Raw genomic sequence first — 20,239 nt, 5'->3', positions numbered from 1 at the left:
TAACGCCTTACCCCTTACGCTTGCCCTTGCAGCTTTCGTTTTCCCGCCTTATAGTCTCAAAAGATAAATTTGAAATACATCATAAGGAGGCGGAACATGTCGCAGGATGATGATCTGAACCGGCAGCACCGGAACTGGATGGATGTGACGGCGACGGCGCTGCATCCGGTTCACAGCGCCAGCGGCTACAAGGGGCCTGCCCGCAAGCCGCTGATCCGGCCGCAGCTGCCGCCGGAGGAGCCGAAAGCCACCAGCGCCGGGAAAAGCTGATGAAAAGAGTGGAGGCCCTGCTGTCGCTGAGCCGTGAACACCACCAGGCGCTGGTCGTGGCGTCCCGGCTGGGGCGTCTCGATGACAGGGAGGCACTGACGGCCTGCTGGCGGCAGCTGGGCGAAACTTTCTTCGGGCCCTTGCGCGTGCATTTCGACGAGGAGGAGCACTGGATACTGCCGCTGCTGCCGGAGGGCGGCGAACTCGCGAGTCGCCTGCTCGGTGATCATCGTGAGCTGCGCCGGTTGATGGATGGCCGCGAACCCGCGCAGTGGCGGGCGTTCGGTCGCTGCCTCAAGGAGCATGTCCGGTTCGAAGAGAAGTGTCTGTTCGAGTGGCTGCAAATGCACTACAGCTCCGAGCAGCTGCTTGCGGCCCAGTGCGTCGAAACATGAGGCGCGCCGATGTGCTGGTCGTTGGCGCAGGTCCGGCCGGTCTGTTCCAGGTATTCGAGCTGGGGCTGCTGGGGCTGAATGCCGTAGTGGTCGAGGCGCTGGAGCGTCCCGGCGGCCAGTGCGTCGAACTCTATCCCGACAAGCCGATCTTCGATATACCGGCGATTCCGGAAATCAGCGGTGGCGAACTTGCCGCCCGCCTGCTGAAGCAGATAGAACCCTTCGATACCGAGTTTCGCTTTGGCGATGCGGTCAGCCGGCTGGAGCCGGCGGGCGAGCGCTTTCATGTCGTGACCGACGCCGGTGCCGCCTTCGATGTCGGCGCCGTCGTGATCGCCGCCGGTGCCGGCGTTTTCCGGCCGGTCCGAATGCGGCTCGAGGGTATAGACCGTTTCGAAGGCCGGCAGCTGCACTACGCGGTCCGGGACCGGCGCGCCCTGAAAGGGCAGCGGGTGGTGATCTTTGGCGGCGGGGACTCGGCGCTGGACTGGGCGCTGACCCTGGCGTCCGAGGTGCGGTCGCTGGCGCTGGTGCATCGCTCGGACCGCTTTCGCGCCCAGCCTTCGCAGGTGGCGCGGATGCAGGCGCTCTGTGCCGAGGGGCGCATGGAGTGCGTGCTGGGCAAGGCGGCGGATTACCGCACCCTGGATGACCGCCTGGTGGCCGTGCAGGTCGCCCTGGCCGATGGCGGCGAGCGCTGGCTGGCGTTCGATCAGCTGCTGGTGTTCTTCGGCATGGTGCCCAACCCGGGACCGCTCGCCGAATGGGGCCTGGAGATGGAGCGCCACCGCATCCGGGTGGATACGCAGGCCTTCGAAACCTCGGTGCCGGGCATCTTCGCCGTCGGCGACATCAACGTCTATCCGGGCAAGCAGAAGCTGATTCTCAGCGGTTTCCACGAGGCGGCGCTGGCGGCCTTTGCGATCAAGCAGCGGCTCGAGCCCGGCAAGAAGGTGCAGCTGCAGTACACCACCACCAGCCCGCAGCTGCTGCGTCGGCTCGGAAGGCTGGATGAAAGTGACGCGTGACGAGTTACGCGTTACGCATCACCTGTCACGCGTAACCGTCACCCCACCTTGCTGATCAGGCGTTGTTGCATGCGCGGATTGTTGAGCATGTCGGCGAGGCTGTACTGGCTGAGCGTGTCGATGAAGGCCTTTTGCGCCTGTGCCAGGGTGTTCTGCAGGTTGCACATGCTGGTCAGGCAGCACTCGAGACCGGCGCAGTCGATCAGTGGCTGGGGGCCCTCGGTCTGCACCACCAGTTCACCGATATTGATCTGATCGGCGGGGCGGTTGAGCCGGATACCGCCATGCTTGCCGCGGTAGGTCTTGAGGTAGCCGCTCTTCGACAGGGCGTGAACCACCTTGCGCAGATGTTCCACCGAGATCTGGTAGAAGTCGGCAATCTCATTGAGGGTGGCCAGGCGGTCGTTGTTGATCGCGACGTAAAACAGCACGCGCAGTGTATAGTCGGTAAATCGGCTCAGTTGCATTCCGGTAACCATTATAAAAATGCTTTTTGAATATACTTTAATCGGCCTCCCGGCTGCAAGCCGAAAGCGGGCTGTGGGCAGGGCAATCGCACTATCACGAGGCGATGACAAGATCGTCAGGGTCGATGTGGTCGGGCCTGTCTGACACGCCGTGAACTCGTCCCTGAGGGCTCGGCTGCCGCCGTCCTGGCGGCAGACGGTCAGCCAGACCCGACCACATCAGCCTCGGAGAGCCCGGTGCCGGTACGAAAACTGCTTAGTTCCGGCATTTGCAGAAACCGTTGCCATGCTGCCGAACCCCAAGCCTTGGGCGGTGGCGACTATGTGCTGGCCCCCAAGGGGAACCAGAGCACCTTGCATGACGACGTTCGCTTGTTCATGGACACCGAAGCCAAACACCATCCCCAGGGCCACGCCGACGCCGTGGAGAAAGACCACGGCCGGATCGAAACACGCCGCATCTGGGTCAGTGACGAGATCGACTGGCTGGCGCAGAAGCCGGACTGGCCGGGGCTGCGGACGTTGGTTATGGTGAAGAGCCAGCGCGAACTCAACGGTCAGGTGTCGCATGAGCGTCGCTGCTTTATCACCTCTCATGCCGCTGATCCGGAGCGGATCGGCCGTTATATCCGCCATCATTGTTGGGTCGAGAATAGCCTGCTCTGGGTGCTCGACGTGGCCTTCAACGAGGACCCGTCAAGGGCAGGAATCGGACATGCAGCGCAGAATCCGGCCCTCATCCGGCGCTTCGCCCTGAACCTCCTGCGCCAGGCCAGGGGCTCCAAACTCGGGGTCAAGAATAAGCGGCTGCGTGCTGCCTATGACGACGCCTTCCGGGCCTCGGTGCTGCAGTTGACGCCGCGAGTGCACGGATGGTTCTCGCCGCCGGCATGCCTGGCCATTGTCGGGTAGCGAACCGGGTTCGGTGCGTCTGTCGGTTGGCACCGCGCTGTCGAGGGGGGGCCGCTTCAGGGCGACCGTCTGCCGCCAGGGAGGGCGGCAGCCGAGCGGTCAGGGACGACGTAAAGCGTGTCGCCCGGAAACGGTACCGCCGGCCCGGACTGGCTCTCACAGTCGTCAGGTAGTGCGATTGCCCTGGGGCTGCGGGGCGCAATCTTGCGTCGTTTCGGCCTTTGCTTCATGCTTGGCGCCGGATATGACTGAGAGGTATCACGTTGTACAAGCTGCTTATTTTTGACTGGGACGGAACGGTCATCGACTCCGCTGCGCGCATAGTATCGAGCATACAGCGGGCGGCGCTGGATCTGGCCTTCGAGCCCCCGGGCGTCGATGCGATTCACAATATTATCGGTCTCGGGCTGCCGGAAGCGATACTGACGCTCTATCCGGGGCTTGCGGATCAGGATGTGGGTCGGATGCGCGAGCGCTACGCCCACTACTACCTGGTGGCGGACGAAACCCCGACGGCCCTGTTCCCGGGCGCCCGGGAATCCCTGGAAAGTCTCCGCGACAAGGGGTTTCGGCTGGCAGTCGCGACCGGCAAGAGCCGACGCGGCCTTGACCGGGTGTTTGACGAAACCGGACTCGGTCCGCTGTTCGAGGTCTCGCGCTGTGCCGACGAAACGACCTCCAAGCCCGATCCGCACATGCTCCATGAAATACTGGAACTTACCGGGCTGTCGTCTGCCGAAGCCCTGATGATCGGCGATACCGAATACGATATGGAGATGGGCGTGCGCGCCGGTGTGGCCGGTGTGGCCGTCAGCTATGGAGCCCACCATATCGATCGGCTCAAACCCTATAATCCGGTGCTGGAGATCGACCATTTTCCAGAGCTCGAGCACTGGCTGGATACGCATAGACAGGTCTGAAGGAGCAGAAGGTGGCGGATAATCCCTGGGATGAAAAACCGGACGACAAACTGAAGGCGACCCTCGACAAGGCCCGGGACGGCAGCCCCCGGGAGTGGCGGCTGATCGAAAAGCTGCTGATGGGGCTGCATGCCGAACAGCGGCGCAGTCGGCGCTGGGGCATTTTCTTCAAGCTGCTGACCTTCCTCTATCTGTTCGCGCTGCTGGGTATCTTCCTGGTGGGGAAAGACCTCGGGCAGGAGGTGGTGGCCAAGGAGCATACTGCCCTGATCAACGTGCGCGGCCCCATCGCCGATGGCGAGGAAGCCAGCGCCGACAGGCTCGTGGGCGCGCTGCGGGACGCCTTCAAGGAACGCAAGTCCCATGCCGTGATCCTGCGCATCAACAGCCCCGGCGGCAGCCCGGTGCAGGCCGGTTACGTCTATGACGAAATCAAGAGACTGCGCGGACTCCATCCCGACAAGAAAGTCTACGCCGTGATCAGCGATATCGGCGCATCCGGTGCCTATTACATCGCCGCCGCGGCCGACGAGATCTATGCCGACAAGGCGAGCCTGGTCGGCTCCATCGGCGTCACATCGGCCGGCTTCGGTTTTGTCGAACTGATGGACAAGGTCGGCGTCGAGCGCCGGGCCCTGGCGTCAGGGGAGCACAAGACCTTCCTCGATCCCTTCAGTCCGTTGAAGGAGAGCGAGAAGGCGTTCTGGCAGGGCGTGCTCGGTACCACCCATCAGCAGTTCATCGACCAGGTCAAGGCCGGGCGGGGCGAGCGGCTGAAGGATGACGACCGGTTGTTCAGCGGCCTGGTCTGGTCCGGCGAGCAGGCGCTGGAACTGGGGCTGGTGGATGGGCTGATGAGCAGCAGCGCCGTGGCCCGGGATATTGTCGGCTTCGAGGAACTGGTGGAGTACGGGCCCAAGCCGTCGCCGCTGGACCAGTTGATAGACCGCCTCGGTGTCAGCTTTGCCGGCGCGCTGGCGACCGAACTCGGCCTCGGTGGCGCGTCCCAGCTGCGCTGACAAGCGCGTTACGCGTAACGCGTCACCTTACAGCACTTCCACACCGGCGTTCTCCAGCATCCGGATCAGCCGGATCAGCGGCAGGCCGATCAGGCTGTTGGGGTCGTCACCTTCGAGACGCTCGAACAGGGCGATACCCAGCCCCTCCGATTTGAAACTGCCGGCGCACTGGTAGGGCTGCTCGCGCTGCAGGTAGTGCTCGATCATGCGGTCGCTGAGCGTGCGAAAATGTACCCGGAACGGGACCGCCTCGACCTGGCTTTCGCCTGTCCGGGCATCGAGCAGGCACAGGCCGGTAAGAAATTGCACCGACCGGCCCGAGGCGCGCTGCAGCTGGCACCGTGCAGTCTCGTGCGTCAGTGGCTTGCCGATGATGTCGCCATCGAGCACCGCGACCTGATCGGAACCGATAATCAGCCCTTGCGGCACCTGGCGTGCGACTGCCCGGGCCTTCTCCAGCGCCAGGCGCTGGACCAGGGCTTCGGGCGTTTCGTGCGGTTGCGGGGTCTCGTCGATACCGGGGCTGATGCAGCGGTAGGGCAGGCCGAGCCTGTCCAGGAGTACCCGGCGAAAGGGGGAGCTTGAAGCCAGAATCAGGTTTTTCATGGGACGGAGGTTACAGTCGGATAGAAGCGGCGTAGAATAGCAGCCCGTATTTATGCGCTGGAAGTCCGGAAGTCATTGATTTCAGATTGACAGCTATACTGAGCCTCCCTAGAATTGCGCGCTTATGTCGTACGGACCATTACCGAAAAAAGTTGACCCGCGAAAGCTTGCCGAGCGGGAAGTACGGATTCAGGGTCTGGCCAGCATCGACGGAATGCCACGTCTGAAGTCCTATCTCGTTGACAGCAGCGAGGGGGATATCAGCGTGGATCTTCTGTTTTCGCTGGATCAGCAGCGGATACGTACCGTCACGGGCAGTGCCGAAGGCAGGGTCCAAATGGCGTGTCAGCGTTGTCTGGAGCCCGTCGAGGTGACCGTCCAGGCCAGCTTCAATCTGGCAATCGCGCCCAGCGAGGAAGTGGCGAAAACACTGCCGCGTTATTACGATCCGCTGGTCGTTGAGGAAGAAGATGTCGAGCTTTGGTCTGTAGTGGAGGAAGAGTTGATTCTCAACCTCCCGGTGGTGCCTTACCACGACGACTGCAGTATTCAGACCTCTTTCGGGGAAGCCGCCCCGGAAGACGAGAAGGCACAAAAACCGAACCCGTTCAGTGTATTGGCCCAGCTTAAGGCCAAGACTGACAAGAGTTGAAACAGGAGTTATCCAACCATGGCAGTACAGCAGAACAAAAAGTCCCGTTCAAAGCGCGACATGCGTCGTTCCCACGATGCGCTGGGCAACCCGACTCTGTCTGTTGATGCTACCACCGGTGAAACCCATCGTCGCCACCACATGAGCGCCGACGGTTTCTATCGTGGTCGTCAGGTAGTCAGCAAGCAGGACGAAGAATAAGTTTGTCCGGCTTTTACACCATTGCAGTTGATGCGATGGGCGGGGACTTCGGTCCCCGCGTTACGGTTCCCGCCACCGTTGAGGCGCTCAAGCGTTACCCCGGTCTGACCATCCGTCTGGTCGGCCATCCCGATTCGATCTCTCCCCATTTGCACAGACTGTCCGCGGGACTCGCCGACAGGCTCCAGGTCGTGCCTGCCGAGGATGTTATCGGCATGGACGAGAAGCCGTCGCTGGCGCTGCGCAAGGGGCAAAACTCCTCGCTCTGTGTTGCGCTGCGGCAGGTCGCCGAGGGGCATGCCCGGGCCTGCGTCAGTGCCGGCAATACCGGCGCGCTGATGGCGTTCGGGCGCAAGGTGCTGAAAACCCTCCCCGGTGTCGACCGGCCGGCGATCGTCAGTGCGGTGCCGACGCTCAGGGGCATTGCTACATGCTCGACCTGGGCGCCAATGTCGACAGTTGCGCCAGTCACCTGCTGCAGTTCGCGATCATGGGGTCGACCATGAGTCAGGCGGTCGAGCACATCGAGGCACCCCGTGTGGGGCTGCTCAATATCGGTGAGGAGGCGATCAAGGGCAACGAGCAGGTCAAGCTCGCGGCCCGGCTGATCGAGTCCTATGGGCGGCTGAACTACATCGGCTATATCGAGGGTGACGATGTGTTCGCCGGTCGTGCCGATGTCGTGGTCTGTGACGGTTTTGTCGGCAATATCGCGCTGAAAAGCGCCGAGGGGGTGTCGCGCCTGATCGGTCGCAAGGTGCGTTCGACGTTCCGTCGCGGGCTCTACCGCCGTCTGCTGGCCTGGCTGGCCTGGCCGGTGCTGAAGGAGCTGCAGGCGCAGCTCGATCCCTCGACGCGCAACGGCGCCAGCCTGCTCGGGCTGCAGGGCATCGTCGTCAAGAGCCATGGTGGCGCCAACCGCAAGTGCTTCGGCTATGCCATCGACCAGGCGGTCGCCGAAGTCGAGATGGATGTGCCCTCGCGCATCAGCGAACGCCTTGCGGCCGCTCTGGTCTGACACGACCCTGTCTGACCGACCGTGTCTGGCCGACCCTGTCCGATTGGCTATACTCCCCCTTCAGGGTCGGCGATCGCTGTCGAATTCCTGCTGCTGCAGGCCATTCTCCCGATGCCTGCCAATCCCGGTCGATTGATGTAAACTACCGCACCCGTATGCCCGTTGGGGCTACTCATGGCAATAACGAAGAGCAACCACGAGGAAGCCATGTCACAAGCGCTTGCTTTTGTATTTCCCGGACAGGGTTCCCAGCATCTGGGGATGCTGGCGGAACTCGCCGAAACCCATTCCGTGATCCAGGATACCTTTGCCGAGGCCTCCGAGGTGCTGGGTTACGACCTCTGGCAGCTGGTCCAGCAGGGCCCGGAAGAGGAGCTCAACAAGACAGAAATTACCCAGCCTGCACTGCTGACCGCGGGCGTTGCGCTCTGGCGTCTGTGGCAGCAGCAGGGCGGCGCGCAGCCCGCACTGATGGCCGGCCACAGCCTGGGCGAGTACAGTGCCCTGGTCTGTGCCGGTGCGATTGGCTTCGCCGACGGTGTGCGTCTGGTGCAGGCGCGCGGGCGCTACATGCAGCAGGCGGTGCCGGCCGGTACCGGCGCCATGGCGGCCGTGCTGGGTCTTGACGACGCAGCCATCGCCGCTGCCTGTGAGGCCGCCGCCCAGGGGCAGGTGGTGTCGCCGGTCAATTTCAACTGCCCGGGCCAGGTGGTGATTGCCGGCGAGAAGGATGGCGTCGAGCGCGCCATCGAAGGCTGCAAGGCCGCCGGTGCCAAGCGTGTCGTGCCGCTGCCGGTCAGCGTGCCGTCCCATTGTGCGCTGATGAAGCCCGCTGCGGAGCAGATGGCCGCAGAGTTGGCGAACATCGACGTTGCCGAGGCGCAGATCCCGGTGTTGCAGAATGTCGATGCCGGGGTGCCGGCTTCGGTCGAGCAGTTGAAACAGAATCTGCTCGCCCAGCTCTACAGTCCGGTGCTCTGGACCGATACGGTTCGCGCCATGGTCGAGCAGGGCATCGAGACCACGGTCGAGTGCGGACCCGGCAAGGTCCTGTCCGGTCTGAACAAGAAGGTCCACAAGGCGCTCAACGTGGTCGCCATCAACGAGCCGGCCGGCCTTGCCAAGGCGCTGGGTGAATAATACTGACAAAGGACAGCAGGATGAGTATTGAAGGTAAAGTGGCGCTGGTGACCGGCGCGACGCGGGGTATCGGCAAGGCGATCGCCACCGAACTGGGCAGCCAGGGGCCGTCGTCGTCGGCACCGCGACCAGCGAGAAGGGCGCCGAGGCGATCAGCGCCTACCTGGCTGAAGCGGGCTTCAAGGGCCGCGGCCTGGTGCTGGATGTGGCCGATGCGGCCTCGGTCGAGCAGGTGATCAAATCGGTGCAGGACGAGTTCGGCGCCGTGGAGATCCTGGTCAACAATGCCGGTATCACCCGCGACAATATCCTGATGCGCATGAAGGACGACGAGTGGGAGGCGGTGCTCAACACCAATCTCACGTCGGTCTATCGCGTCGTCAAGGCCTGCCTGCGTGGCATGACCAAGGCCCGCTGGGGTCGCATCATCAGTGTCAGCTCCGTTGTCGCCTCGATGGGCAATGCCGGACAGGCCAATTATGCCGCCGCCAAATCGGGTATGGAGGGTTTTACGCGTGCCCTGGCCCGTGAGGTCGGTTCGCGCAATATCACCGTCAACTGCGTGGCGCCGGGCTTCATCGATACCGACATGACATCGGGTCTTGCCGACGAGCACAAGGCCCATCTGCAGGCGCAGATTCCGATGAACCGCCTTGGTCAGCCCGAGGAGATCGCGGCTGTGGTGGGCTTCCTGGCAGGCCAGGGCGGCAGCTACGTTACCGGTGAATCGATCCAGGTCAACGGCGGCATGTACATGAGTTAATTGCCTGACCTGACACAAAGAATTGTTTTTTTCGGTAATTTGTTGATAATTGGCCGTCAGTTTACGGCGATAATAAATGCCGCCACCCTTGCTTGGGCAGGGCGGTCCCGATAGAATCCCGTTTCGCATCCTGGGGTGCGTGGGTTGAAAGGAATATAGGATTAGTTATGAGCAACATTGAAGAGCGCGTAAAGAAAATCATCGCAGAACAGCTGGGTGTTAAAGAGGAAGAAGTGACCAACGAAGCTTCTTTCGTCGAAGATCTGGGCGCTGACTCTCTCGACACCGTAGAGCTGGTCATGGCTCTGGAAGAAGAGTTCGAAACTGAAATCCCGGACGAAGAAGCCGAGAAGATCACCACCGTACAGCTGGCCATCGATTACATCAACGCGCACCAGTAATCGACCCGTACCAGAACACCCGAAAAGCCGCAGCCGTCGCAGTATGGTGCGGCTTTTCTTTTTACTGCCAGAGGAACTGGAGGATCGCAATGTCTCGCAGGAGAGTGGTGGTTACCGGTATCGGCATGCTGACGCCGGTCGGTAATACGGTTAAGGATACCTGGGACAGCATTCTTGCAGGGAAGAGTGGCGCGGCTCCGATCGAGCATTTCGACGCTTCCCAGTTCGCGACGCGCTTTTCCGCCCCGATCAAGGGGTTCGATGTCGGCCAGTACATGAACGTCAAAGACGCCCGCAAGATGGACCTGTTCATCCAGTACGGGATGGCGGCGGCGATGCAGGCAATCGAGGATTCCGGCATCGACATCAACGACAGCAACGCCCATCGCATCGGTTGCGCGATCGGCTCCGGCATCGGCGGCCTGCCGATGATCGAAAAGAATCACGATGTTCTGAATGAAAGCGGTGCACGACGCATTTCGCCCTTTTTCGTTCCGGGCAGCATTATCAACATGATCTCCGGTAATCTGGCGATCCGGTTTGGCCTGAAAGGCCCCAATATCGCCATCACCACCGCCTGCACCACCGGAACCCACAACATCGGCCAGGCGATGCGCATGATTCAGTACGGTGACGCCGACGCGATGATCGCGGGCGGCGCCGAAATGGCGAACACGCCGCTGGGCATTGGCGGCTTTTCCGCGGCCCGTGCGCTCTCCACCCGCAACGACGATCCGCAGGCGGCCAGCCGACCCTGGGACCGCGACCGCGACGGCTTCGTGCTTGGCGACGGTGCCGGTATCGTGGTGCTGGAGGAGTACGAGTCGGCGAAAGCCCGTGGCGCCAACCTCTACGCCGAGGTCGTGGGTTTCGGCATGAGCGACGATGCCTTCCACATGACGGCGCCGCCGGAAAGCGGCGAGGGTGCCGCCCGGTCGATGGAAAATGCCATTCGCGATGCCGGTCTCAACCCGCAGGAGATCGACTACATTAACGCCCACGGCACTTCGACACCGGCCGGTGACAAGGCCGAGTCCAATGCCGCCAAGCAGGTGCTCGGCGATGCCGCCTATCGCATGCGGATGAGCTCGACCAAATCGATGATCGGTCACCTGCTGGGTGCGGCCGGTGCCGTCGAGGCGATCTTCTGTCTGCTGGCGATCCGCGACAGTGTGGCGCCGCCGACCATCAACCTCGACAATCCGTCCGAGGGCTGCGACCTGAACTATGTCGCCAACGCCGCTCAGGAGGGCCGCATCGATGTGGCCCTGTCCAACTCCTTCGGTTTTGGCGGTACCAACGGCACTCTGGCATTCCGCCGGATCTGATCGAAGCGGGCGCGTCCCCGGTGGCGCGCCCGGCATGTCTATGAGTCTCGACCCCGTAATTCTGGTCAACGGTATTCTGACCGACAGTCTGCCGGTGACCGACCGTGGCCTTGCCTATGGCGACGGCCTGTTCGAAACCGTCCAGCTGCAGGATGGGCGTCCATTGCTGCTCGAGGCTCATTTCGAGCGTCTGCTGCAGGGCTGCCGGCGTCTGGGTATCGCCAGCGAGGGCCTGGTTGCGCGGCTGCGCGATGACCTGTCGCGGCTGGCCTCGATGCAGGATCTCGCAGCCTGGGGCGTGCTGAAAATCACTGTGACCCGGGGCGCCGGCGGGCGCGGCTACCTGCCGCTGCCGGATCTGGTGCCCACGCGTATCCTGATGTTGTCCCGGGCACCGGTCCATGCCGATGCGCCGGCCGTCAACGGTGTCCGGGTACGGCTTTGCGACCTGCGTCTGGCTCTCAGTCCGCGGCTTGCCGGGATCAAGCATCTCAACCGGCTGGAACAGGTGCTGGCGCGCGCCGAATGGACGGACCCGGCGATCCGCGAAGGGCTGCTGCTGGATCAGGAGGGCTGGCTGGTCGAGGGCACGATGAGCAATCTGTTCTGGGTCTGCGCCGGTCGGATCTTCACGCCGCAGCTCGATCGCAGCGGCGTCAGCGGCATCGTCCGGAACCGGCTGCTGGCGCTGGCGTCAGAAGAAGGGCTCGAGGTCGAAGAGGGGCGATACCCGCTGTCGCATCTTGAACAAGCCGATGAAGCCTGGCTGTGCAACAGCCTGATCGATATCTGGCCGGTGACCGCGCTGGCCGAGCGCTGCTGGCCGGTGGGTCCCGTGACCCGGCGACTGCAGCAGCTCTTGACGGAGGACTATCGCGCGTGCTGAAAAAGACTCTGGCCGCAATCGGAGGCAGTGCCCTGGTGGCGGGGGTTATCGCCCTTGCCGGCTGGCGGCACATCGACAGCTATGTCGAAAGCCCGTTGCCGATCGCTGGGCCGGTGACCTTCGTGGTGGAAAAAGGCCGGGGATTCACGCATATCGCCGGCGAGCTCGAAAACCTCGAGCTGATCGAACATCCGCTTTATCTGCGGCTTTACGCCCGGTTGCACGGCCTGGCGCACCAGGTCAAAGCGGGAGAATATCAGGTCGAGCCCGGCCAGAGTGCCGCCGACCTGCTGGACAAGATGGTCCGGGGCGATATCCTGCGGCACTATTTCACCATTGTCGAAGGCACCAGCTTCCGTCAGCTGCGCGAAACCCTCGAGCAAAACGAGGTCCTCGAACAGACACTGGCAGAGCTCGACGACGGCGAGGTGATGGCGAAGCTCGGCGAGCCGCAGCGCCATGCCGAAGGCATGTTTCTGGCCGAGACCTACCAGTTCTATCGCGGCATGTCGGATCTCGATCTGCTGCGCCGCGCCCGCAGTGCCCTGGACGAAAGCCTCGAGGCCGCCTGGCAGGCGCGTCAGGAGGGGCTGCCCTACGAGAACTCGTATCAGGCGCTGATCATGGCCTCGATCGTCGAGAAGGAAACGGCGGTACCGGACGAGCGTCCCCGCATCAGCGGCGTGTTCGTACGCCGGCTCCGGCAGGGCATGCGGTTGCAGACCGATCCGACCGTGATCTACGGTATGGGCGAGCGCTACCAGGGCAACCTGCGCCGTGCCGATCTGCGCGAAGCCACCGCCTATAACACTTACGTGATCGACGGCCTGCCGCCGACGCCGATCGCCATGGTCGGCACGGCGGCGATCGACGCGGCACTGAATCCCGAGCCCGGGCCCTGGCTCTATTTCGTTGCCAAGGGCGATGGCAGTCACCATTTTTCCAGTCGGTTGTCCGAGCACAACAGCGCCGTGCGGCGCTACCAGCTCAAGCGCCGTGAAAACTATCGTTCGACCCCGGGAACTGACAGATGTCATCAGATCGAGGCCGTTTTCTGACGGTGGAGGGCACCGAAGGGGCCGGCAAGAGCAGCAATATCGAGTTCATTCGCCGTACGCTCGAAGCGCGCGGCCTGGAGCTGGTGTTGACCCGCGAGCCTGGCGGCACGCCACTGGCCGAAGAGATCCGTGATCTGCTGCTGCAGCCGCGCGACGAGAAAGTCTGCGACGATGCCGAGCTGTTGCTGGTGTTCGCGGCCCGGGCACAGCACCTGACGCAGCTGATCAGGCCCGCGCTGGACCGTGGCGCCTGGGTACTCTGCGACCGCTTCACCGATGCCACCTTCGCCTATCAGGGCGGCGGTCGCGGCATCGACCTGGCGCGTATCGAGGCGCTGGAGACGCTGGTGCAGGGTGATCTGCGCCCCGACTGCACCTTTCTGCTGGACCTGCCGGTCGAGCTGGGCCTGAGCCGGGCCCGTCAGCGCTCGGCGCCGGATCGGTTCGAGCGGGAGAAACAGGCCTTTTTCGAGCGCGTGCGCGACTGTTATCTCGATCGGGCCCGGGCGGAGCCGGGGCGTTTTGCGGTGATCGATGCGTCTGTCGGGCTGGAGGCGGTGCAGCGGCAGATCGGTGCCCAGCTCGAGCGGATGCTGGAGGCCGCCCATGGCTGACCCCGGGAGTGTCACCGAAGCCGAAGTCTTCCCCTGGATGGAGGATCGCTGGCGCCATGTCACCCAGCTGCACCGTGACGGCAGGCTGCCCCACGCCCTGGTCATCAACGGCGCCCAGGGGATTGGCAAGCACGCCTTTGCCCGGGCGCTGGCGCGATTTCTGCTGTGCCAGTCACCCGACGGCAGCGAGGCTTGTGGCCAGTGCCGAAGCTGTGTGCTGTTCGACAGCGGCGGTCATCCCGATCTGTTCCGCCTCAGTCCGGAGGAGGCCGGCAAGCAGATACGCGTCGACCAGGTGCGTGAGCTGACCGGCTTTCTTCATAGCACGGCGCAGCAGGGGGTACCGGCTGGTCGTGCTGGAGCCGGCCGAGGCAATGAACGTTGCCGCGGCCAACGCGCTGCTCAAGTCCCTGGAGGAACCGGGGCGCGAAACGGTGCTGTTGCTGGTGACACACCGTCTTGGCCAGGTGATGCCGACCATTCGCAGCCGCTGTCAGCGTATCGACTGTCACCCGCCCGCGCCGGAAGAGGCGGCCGCCTGGCTGGCGCAGCGTCTTGAGATCGAGCAGGCGGAGGCGAGCCAGTTGCTGGGTATCAGTCTCGGGTCGCCGATTCGGGCGCTCGAGTATGTGCAGCAGGACCTGATGGCGCTGCGCCGCAAGCTTGTTACCGGGCTCGCGGATATACTCAAACAGCGCCGATCGGCGCTGGACGTCGCGCAACAACTGGCCAAAGAAGACCTGGAGCTTTTGCTGGGATGGTTGTATGGTTGGTTATTAGATATCGTCCGCATCGGGGCCACCGGCGACGAAAGCTACTTGCGTCACGCTGATGTACGCAACATGCTGCTGGCGGTGGCACGCAGGGCAAGTCCCCAGACGCTGTATGCGCTGGCGGATCTGGTCCATGAGGAACGGCTGAATCTGATGCAGCGCCTCAACCCGAATCGCCAGCTGCTGCTGGAACGGGTTTTGCTCAAGTGGTCCGCACTTGCGAGATAAAAAGTGGTCCGTTTGGGCGGGATAGAAGGTGGTCCGCGCTGGTGAGATAAAACTGATTGGGAGCTTCGTTCGATGTCCGTAGTGCCGCGCATCAGTCACGGTATTCTGTCTTTGGCAATCGAAACCAAGGAAGACCTTTACAAGGCCTATATGCCGTTCGTTACCAACGGCGGCCTGTTCATCCCGACGCCGCGGGCCTATCAGCTCGGCGAGGAAGTCTTCATGCTGCTGAGCCTGATGGACGAGCCGGACAAGCTTCCGGTCACCGGCAAGGTGGTCTGGGTCACGCCCAAGGCGGCGCAGGGCGGACGTGTGCCGGGCATCGGTATTCAGCTGTCCCAGGACGACTCCGCGCTGGTGCGCAAAATCGAGACCTATCTGGCCGGCTCCCTCAACAGCGGGCGTCGTACCCACAGCCTCTGAGCTGCTTTCGTCAGGCCCCGAAGGCCTCTTCAATCCAATCTTTCGCGTTCATGACCGATGTATATTGATTCCCACTGTCATCTCGACAAGGTCGACCTGACACCCTATGCCGACGATTTCGATGCCATGCTGGACGCCGCCCGCGCCAACCAGGTGGATACGCTCCTCAGCGTCTCGGTCGATATGGCCAGTTTCCCGGCGCTCTACGAGCGCATTGCGTCACGCGAGGGCCTCTATGCCTCGGTCGGTGTTCACCCGCTGCACTCCGATGAGGGGCTGGTCCAGGTTTCCAGACTGGTGGAAGAGGCTGCGCGGCCCAAGGTGGTGGCGATCGGCGAGACCGGCCTCGATTACTACTACGACGCCGACTCGGCGCAATTGCAGCAGGAGAGTTTCCAGCGCCACCTCGAGGCGGCGGGGCAGGCGCAACTGCCGGTGATCGTTCATACCCGGGATGCCCGAGAGGATACCCTGCGGCTGATCGAGCGCCACGGCGATGCGCGCAGCGGTGGCGTGCTGCACTGCTTCACCGAGAGCGCCGGGATGGCGGCGGCCGCGATCGAGCTCAATTACTTCATCTCCTTCTCCGGCATCATCACCTTCCGCAATGCCGAGGAACTGCGCGATGTGGTGCGCCAGGTGCCGCTGGAGCGCATGCTGATCGAGACCGATTCGCCCTACCTCGCACCGGTACCCTATCGTGGCAGGAAGAACGAGCCGCGCTACGTGCCGGCCGTCGCCCAGTGCATCGCCGATCTCAAGGGCGTCTCGATCGACGAGGTGGCCCAAAGGACGTCCGAGAATTTCTACCGGTTGTTCAGTCGCGCGGCACAACGTCGAGTGAAATAAGGGTTCATCGGGCTTTCGGGTAGAAAGCTTTATTTGTAGGATGGGTGGAACGGCGCATCATGAATAATCTGCAGCGATACCGATTCCCATGGGCGCCGTGCAACCCATCGACGAGGTGTCGGTTACCGAAGGAGATTATCCGTGCCTACCGGTGCCAAGGCGCCTTCGCCGCCTAGGGTTACGCCGCCATCAAGCCGGTGCCACTCTGAACGGAAACGCCAATGGCGGCTCCACCCATCCTACATTTTTACGAGGAACCGAAATAATCCCGTCAACGGACTGATTCTGATCTATTTTTAAGCTTTGACCGGGGTTTGTCATCAAGGCGTCGGATTCGGCGCTTACATTAACCTTTCGACTTTGGTATTAGTAGATCTATATCAGGCTTTACCGAGACTAGAAACAGGAAGGGGATAACCATGAGAAGACCCGTACGTATCGCCATCACCGGCGCGGCCGGCAGCATTGCCAGCAACCTGCTGTTCAAGATCGCCGCCGGAGAGATGATGGGCAAGGACCAGCCGGTAATTCTGCAGTTGATCGAGGTGCCTCAGGCGATCGAAGCGCTGCGTGGTATTGCGATGGAGCTCGAGGACTGCGCCTATCCGCTGCTGCATACCATCACGCTGCACGACAATGTCGAAGAGGGCTTCAGCAACGCCCACTACGCACTGCTGATCGGTGCGCGTCCGCGCGGCCCGGGCATGGAGCGTCGCGATCTGCTCGAGGTCAACGCCGAGATCTTCAGTCGCCAGGGCAAGGCGCTGAACGATCACGCCAACCGTGACGTCAAAGTGCTGGTGGTCGGCAACCCGGCCAATACCAATGCCCTGATTGCCAGCCGCAACGCCCCCGACCTGAGCCCGTCTCAGTTTACCTGCCTGACCCGTCTCGACCAGAACCGCGCCCGCGGTATCCTCGCGACCCAGACCGGCGCCAACCCGAAGGACATCAGCCGCGTCATCATCTGGGGCAACCATTCCCCGACCCAGTACCCCGACCTCAGTCACGCCACCATTCACGGTCATCCGGCGATGGAGGAGATCAGCCAGGACTGGTATGCCAACGATTACATTCCGCAGGTCCAGAACCGCGGCGGCGAGATCATCAAGGCGCGCGGCGTATCCAGTGCGCCCTCGGCCGCCCAGGCGATTACCGACCACATGCGTGACTGGACTCTGGGCACGGAGCCTGGTGAATTCATCAGCATGGGTATCGTCAGCGACGGCAGCTACGGCATTGAGAAGGGGATCATCTACTCCTTCCCGGTACGCTGCAACTACGGCCGCTACCAGATCATTCAGGGACTCGAAATCGATGCCTTCAGCCGTGAACGGATGGCTAAAACCGAGGCCGAGCTGCTCGACGAAAAATCGATGATCGAACACCTGCTGCCGAAGGAAACCGCCGAGTCCCACGAGAACCTCTCGATCTGCCTGCGTTCCGGTCAGACCGTGACGCTCTATTCCGACAACACCGGCCCCGACGAAAAGTCGCGCTACAGCACTACGAACAGGGTGCTGTAGGCCAGAACCCGCTGTAAACCGCGCCCGCCATAACGGCGGGCGTTTCGTAAATGGGTGGCAGGTCGAGGGCGACTGTCTTTTCGTCACGCGTACCCTGCAGCTTACAGTCTGTAGGGTGGATCAAGGTGCGAAACGCCTGATTCACCTTTGGTGCCGTTGGAATTGCTCGGCTTGGGCATCCAGCTTCGCACTACCTACTCCGTCCATGGAGTCGTACGCGGGTTCCACCCTCCAGATTTCGGATAGATCGCAGTGCTATTGGGAGTTTCCTCCATGACCGCAACGCTTGGAATAATCGGCGCCGGCCATCTGGCCAGCTATACCGTTGCCGGCCTGCGCAACGGCGGCGATGATCGTCGCATTCTGGTCTCGCCACGCAACCGGGAGGTGGCTGCCGGCCTGGCCGACACCCATGGCTGCGAGGTGATGGGCTCGAACCAGGCCGTCATCGATCATGCGGACTGGGTCCTGCTCTGCGTTCGGCCCGAAATCCTCGATTCGGTGCTGGCGGAATGCCGCTTCCGCGACCATCAGCTGGTGATCTCCTGTATCGCCGGTGTTGGCGCAGACCGTTTCGCCGGAGCATCGGGCGCCATTCGCCTGGTCCGGGCGATGCCGCTCTCCTGTGCCGAGTTCGGTGCCGGCGCCGTTCCGATCTTCCCGGAAAACGAAGAGGTGGCAGGGTTGTTCGCGCCGCTGGGAACGGTTGTTCAGCTGCAGGCCGAAGAGCAGTTCGAGCTGGCCACTGTCGCCGCCTGTTACAACGGCTGGCTGCTGGACCTGTTCGCGACCGTCAGCGGCTGGCTGGAGCAGAAGGGGCTGCCGCCCGAAAAGGCGCGTGAGCTGACGCTGAGCGCCACCGCAGGCGCGGCCGCGCTGGGGGCCGGAAGAACGGACCTGAGTCTCGGCCAGCTGAGCGATGGCATCGCGACACCCAATACCCTGACCCGTCTGGGCCTGGATCATCTCAAGGCCAGCGGGGCATTCGCGCCCTGGGCCGGGGCCTGCGAACGGCTGCATCAGCGGCTGCAGCCGGAGTCTGACGACTGAGCCCGATGGCCTGATCGCCGTGCGGATCCGGATTCCATTGGTCGCTGTTCCGCAAAGCGAGTATGCTGAAGGTCTACACACGTAGCGAAATTCATTCGCCTGATCACTGCTGCGTACCATCGTACCGAGGGTGATCCATGTCCGTGCTGCGTTTCCGTTACCAGACACTCGAGTTTGGCGACGTCGATATTCATCTCAGAACCCTGCGCGACCTGCAGCAGTATCTCGATGCCGGCGGCGTGGCCGAAAAGCTCGGGATCCACTCCGCCAACTGGTCTCTTTTCGGTATTGTCTGGGCGTCAGGTGAAGTGCTGGCCCATGCGATGCTGGATTACGAAATCGCCGGCAAGCGAATTCTCGAAGTGGGCTGCGGCATCGGTCTGACCAGCCTGGTGCTCAATCACCGTCACGCCGATATCACGGCGACGGACTATCACCCCGAAGCCGGCAATTTCCTACGCGAGAACGTCCGCCTCAATCAGGGGGCGAGATTCCCTTTTTCCGCACCGGCTGGGCCGATCCCGACTGCGGACTGGGTCGCTTCGACCTGATCGTCGGCAGTGATCTGCTCTACGAGCGTGAACATGTCGAGCTGCTCGCCGACTTCATCGAGAGGCATGCCAGACCCGTCTGCGAAGTGGTGCTGGTCGATCCGGGGCGCGGCAACCATGCGCGTTTCAGCAAACGCATGGTCGGCCTCGGCTATGCCCACAGCCAAAGCCCGCCGGACAATCCGGACTATCTGAGTGCGCCCTTCAAGGGACAGATCCTGAGTTACCGGCGGGCTGCGCCGGCTAACGGTGTCGTTCCGGCGGGCTGACCGATCAGCCCAGCCCCTGATGCAGCTGCCGGGTCCTGCCCGGCGTCTCGTTGAAGCGGTTCTTGAAGGCGCGCGAAAAGCTCGAGGCGTCGGCGAAACCGACTTCCAGCGCCAGGGCCGCCAGCGGCATCCGGCTTTCGAGCAGCAGCGTCCGGGCATGCTGCAGCCGGCGGTTCATCAGGTACTGCTGCGGCGTGACGCCGAATTGACGCTGGCACAGGTGGTAGAAATGGCTTTCGCTGAGATTCATCGCCTGTGCCATTGCCGCATTGCCCGGCGGTGTGTCGAGACGCTGGTCGATAAAACGGTTCAGTTCGGCAGCATCGAGGCGTGTCCGGCAAGCCGGTTGCGGCGTTCCGCTCAGGTAGAGCTGACACAGCTGCGTCATGAACAGCGAGACCAGCTGGCAACTGACCAGTGGACTGCCCTGGTCGGTCCCGTGTTTGAGTTGGGCGGCGGCGAAATCCAGCAGCGGCAGCGAGTCCGCGTCCAGCGAAACGATCTCGGGACGCTGGAACAGTGTTTCCCCGAGGCTCAACCCGCAGGCGCTTTCGAGCGAGGCGATATAGGGGTCGGCGAGGGATACATCGATCACCAGCAGTTCGCTGTGGTCGTTCAACCCTTCATAGAGATGACCGGCCGAGGCCGGGACCAGCGCCGCATTGCCGCTGGCAAGGCGTCCGGCTGTATCGTCGAAGCGGCAATCCATGCGGCCACGCCAGCCGAACAGCACCTGGGCATGTTCATGGCGGTGTTCTCCGCTCTGTCGCGCGATCAGATTGCGCCGCGCCTGGCTGTTATTCATCGACGAATCCGCACTGGAAGGGAAGTTTCGTAGTCTGGGTATGGGGCTCCAGAGTCTCGGTCAATGGCAGGACGTCCGGTTTCGTTA

Annotated in this window: 23 protein-coding genes and 4 pseudogenes; 24 read left to right on the top strand and 3 right to left on the bottom strand. The window is 62.7% G+C overall.

Going from position 1 to position 20,239, the window contains the following annotated elements; translation table 11 throughout:
- Window positions 1–96: 96 nt before the first annotated feature.
- Genes ACFQDL_RS29855 through ACFQDL_RS29845 form a run of 3 tightly spaced genes read left to right on the top strand, consistent with a single transcriptional unit; the run spans window position 97 to window position 1,693 of the window.
- Window positions 97–270 (top strand): hypothetical protein, encoded by a 174-nt coding sequence (locus ACFQDL_RS29855; protein WP_379912518.1) that lies wholly within the window; start codon window positions 97–99, stop codon window positions 268–270.
- A complete protein-coding gene (locus ACFQDL_RS29850) occupies window positions 270–665 on the top strand; it encodes a hypothetical protein (RefSeq protein WP_379912516.1) in 396 nt (131 codons plus the stop codon). The genes ACFQDL_RS29855 and ACFQDL_RS29850 overlap by 1 nt, the downstream gene beginning before the upstream one ends.
- Window positions 662–1,693, top strand: coding sequence for an NAD(P)/FAD-dependent oxidoreductase (locus tag ACFQDL_RS29845; RefSeq protein ID WP_379912514.1), 1,032 nt, complete (start codon window positions 662–664; stop codon window positions 1,691–1,693). Before ACFQDL_RS29850 ends, ACFQDL_RS29845 begins: the two co-directional genes overlap by 4 nt.
- 38 nt (window positions 1,694–1,731) lie before the next feature.
- Here the strand turns inward: ACFQDL_RS29845 and ACFQDL_RS29840 are convergent, their stop codons facing one another.
- Window positions 1,732–2,160 (bottom strand): RrF2 family transcriptional regulator, encoded by a 429-nt coding sequence (locus ACFQDL_RS29840; RefSeq protein WP_379912512.1) that lies wholly within the window; start codon window positions 2,158–2,160, stop codon window positions 1,732–1,734.
- A 312-nt stretch (window positions 2,161–2,472) separates the two neighbouring features.
- Between ACFQDL_RS29840 and ACFQDL_RS29835 the strand changes: the two are divergent.
- The 3 genes and pseudogenes from ACFQDL_RS29835 to ACFQDL_RS29825 all read left to right on the top strand — a co-directional run.
- Window positions 2,473–3,072: pseudogene (locus ACFQDL_RS29835) on the top strand (ISAs1 family transposase); the annotation flags it as partial.
- Between the two features lie 263 nt (window positions 3,073–3,335).
- Window positions 3,336–3,992: an HAD-IA family hydrolase gene (locus ACFQDL_RS29830; protein ID WP_379912510.1), complete on the top strand. Its 657-nt coding sequence runs from the start codon at window positions 3,336–3,338 to the stop codon at window positions 3,990–3,992.
- 11 nt (window positions 3,993–4,003) lie between these two features.
- Window positions 4,004–5,011, top strand: coding sequence for a S49 family peptidase (locus ACFQDL_RS29825; RefSeq protein WP_379912508.1), 1,008 nt, complete (start codon window positions 4,004–4,006; stop codon window positions 5,009–5,011).
- Window positions 5,012–5,038: 27 nt separating this feature from the next.
- Here ACFQDL_RS29825 and ACFQDL_RS29820 read toward each other — a convergent pair whose 3' ends face one another.
- A complete protein-coding gene (locus tag ACFQDL_RS29820) occupies window positions 5,039–5,617 on the bottom strand; it encodes a Maf family protein (protein ID WP_379912506.1) in 579 nt (192 codons plus the stop codon).
- 214 nt (window positions 5,618–5,831) lie between these two features.
- Here ACFQDL_RS29820 and ACFQDL_RS29815 point away from each other — a divergent pair, with 214 nt between their 5' ends.
- The 18 genes and pseudogenes from ACFQDL_RS29815 (at window position 5,832) to ACFQDL_RS29730 (ending at window position 19,347) form a co-directional block, all read left to right on the top strand.
- A complete protein-coding gene (locus tag ACFQDL_RS29815; protein ID WP_379912504.1) occupies window positions 5,832–6,269 on the top strand; it encodes a YceD family protein in 438 nt (145 codons plus the stop codon).
- An 18-nt stretch (window positions 6,270–6,287) separates the two neighbouring features.
- Window positions 6,288–6,470 (top strand): 50S ribosomal protein L32, encoded by a 183-nt coding sequence (gene rpmF / locus ACFQDL_RS29810; RefSeq protein WP_379912502.1) that lies wholly within the window; start codon window positions 6,288–6,290, stop codon window positions 6,468–6,470.
- A 2-nt stretch (window positions 6,471–6,472) separates the two neighbouring features.
- Window positions 6,473–7,488: pseudogene (gene plsX / locus ACFQDL_RS29805) on the top strand (phosphate acyltransferase PlsX).
- A 207-nt stretch (window positions 7,489–7,695) separates the two neighbouring features.
- Window positions 7,696–8,628 (top strand): ACP S-malonyltransferase, encoded by a 933-nt coding sequence (fabD, locus tag ACFQDL_RS29800; RefSeq protein WP_379912500.1) that lies wholly within the window; start codon window positions 7,696–7,698, stop codon window positions 8,626–8,628.
- Between the two features lie 20 nt (window positions 8,629–8,648).
- Window positions 8,649–9,391 (top strand): annotated as a pseudogene (gene fabG, locus ACFQDL_RS29795) (3-oxoacyl-ACP reductase FabG).
- Window positions 9,392–9,558: 167 nt separating this feature from the next.
- Window positions 9,559–9,792 (top strand): acyl carrier protein, encoded by a 234-nt coding sequence (gene acpP, locus ACFQDL_RS29790; protein WP_188862345.1) that lies wholly within the window; start codon window positions 9,559–9,561, stop codon window positions 9,790–9,792.
- A gap of 89 nt (window positions 9,793–9,881) precedes the next feature.
- On the top strand, window positions 9,882–11,120 hold the full coding sequence (fabF, locus tag ACFQDL_RS29785; protein WP_379912498.1) for a beta-ketoacyl-ACP synthase II: 1,239 nt from the start codon (window positions 9,882–9,884) through the stop codon (window positions 11,118–11,120).
- 34 nt (window positions 11,121–11,154) lie between these two features.
- The gene (gene pabC / locus ACFQDL_RS29780; RefSeq protein WP_379912496.1) at window positions 11,155–12,006 is read left to right on the top strand and encodes an aminodeoxychorismate lyase; all 852 of its coding nucleotides are present in this window, start codon (window positions 11,155–11,157) and stop codon (window positions 12,004–12,006) included.
- Window positions 12,000–13,064, top strand: coding sequence for an endolytic transglycosylase MltG (gene mltG, locus ACFQDL_RS29775; protein WP_379912494.1), 1,065 nt, complete (start codon window positions 12,000–12,002; stop codon window positions 13,062–13,064). Before pabC ends, mltG begins: the two co-directional genes overlap by 7 nt.
- A complete protein-coding gene (tmk, locus tag ACFQDL_RS29770; RefSeq protein WP_379912492.1) occupies window positions 13,037–13,678 on the top strand; it encodes a dTMP kinase in 642 nt (213 codons plus the stop codon). Before mltG ends, tmk begins: the two co-directional genes overlap by 28 nt.
- Window positions 13,599–13,955 (top strand): annotated as a pseudogene (locus tag ACFQDL_RS29765) (hypothetical protein); the annotation flags it as partial. The gene tmk and the pseudogene ACFQDL_RS29765, both read left to right, overlap by 80 nt.
- 97 nt (window positions 13,956–14,052) lie before the next feature.
- Window positions 14,053–14,679, top strand: coding sequence for a DNA polymerase III subunit delta' C-terminal domain-containing protein (locus tag ACFQDL_RS29760; RefSeq protein WP_379913445.1), 627 nt, complete (start codon window positions 14,053–14,055; stop codon window positions 14,677–14,679).
- Between the two features lie 72 nt (window positions 14,680–14,751).
- Complete coding sequence (locus tag ACFQDL_RS29755; protein ID WP_379912490.1) at window positions 14,752–15,102, top strand: PilZ domain-containing protein; 351 nt, start codon at window positions 14,752–14,754, stop codon at window positions 15,100–15,102.
- Window positions 15,103–15,159: 57 nt separating this feature from the next.
- Window positions 15,160–15,951: a TatD family hydrolase gene (locus ACFQDL_RS29750; protein ID WP_379912488.1), complete on the top strand. Its 792-nt coding sequence runs from the start codon at window positions 15,160–15,162 to the stop codon at window positions 15,949–15,951.
- 419 nt (window positions 15,952–16,370) lie between these two features.
- Window positions 16,371–17,477 carry a malate dehydrogenase gene (locus ACFQDL_RS29745; protein ID WP_379912486.1) on the top strand — a complete coding sequence of 369 codons (1,107 nt, stop codon included), beginning with the start codon at window positions 16,371–16,373 and terminating at the stop codon, window positions 17,475–17,477.
- 273 nt (window positions 17,478–17,750) lie between these two features.
- Window positions 17,751–18,527, top strand: a complete 777-nt coding sequence (locus ACFQDL_RS29740) for an NAD(P)-binding domain-containing protein (RefSeq protein WP_379912482.1) — start codon at window positions 17,751–17,753, stop codon at window positions 18,525–18,527.
- Between the two features lie 137 nt (window positions 18,528–18,664).
- Complete coding sequence (locus ACFQDL_RS29735; RefSeq protein WP_379912480.1) at window positions 18,665–19,078, top strand: class I SAM-dependent methyltransferase; 414 nt, start codon at window positions 18,665–18,667, stop codon at window positions 19,076–19,078.
- Window positions 19,079–19,167: 89 nt separating this feature from the next.
- Window positions 19,168–19,347 carry a hypothetical protein gene (locus tag ACFQDL_RS29730; protein WP_379912478.1) on the top strand — a complete coding sequence of 60 codons (180 nt, stop codon included), beginning with the start codon at window positions 19,168–19,170 and terminating at the stop codon, window positions 19,345–19,347.
- Window positions 19,348–19,351: 4 nt separating this feature from the next.
- Here the strand turns inward: ACFQDL_RS29730 and ACFQDL_RS29725 are convergent, their stop codons facing one another.
- The gene (locus ACFQDL_RS29725) at window positions 19,352–20,152 is read right to left on the bottom strand and encodes a helix-turn-helix domain-containing protein (protein WP_379912477.1); all 801 of its coding nucleotides are present in this window, start codon (window positions 20,150–20,152) and stop codon (window positions 19,352–19,354) included.
- Between the last annotated feature and the right edge of the window lie 87 nt (window positions 20,153–20,239).

The organism is Marinobacterium aestuariivivens (assembly GCF_042661465.1).
GTDB classification, from domain to species: Bacteria; Pseudomonadota; Gammaproteobacteria; order Pseudomonadales; family Balneatricaceae; genus Marinobacterium_A; species Marinobacterium_A aestuariivivens.
Note: the sequence above shows the minus strand (reverse complement) of the source record. Positions and strands in the feature narration are given on the sequence as shown.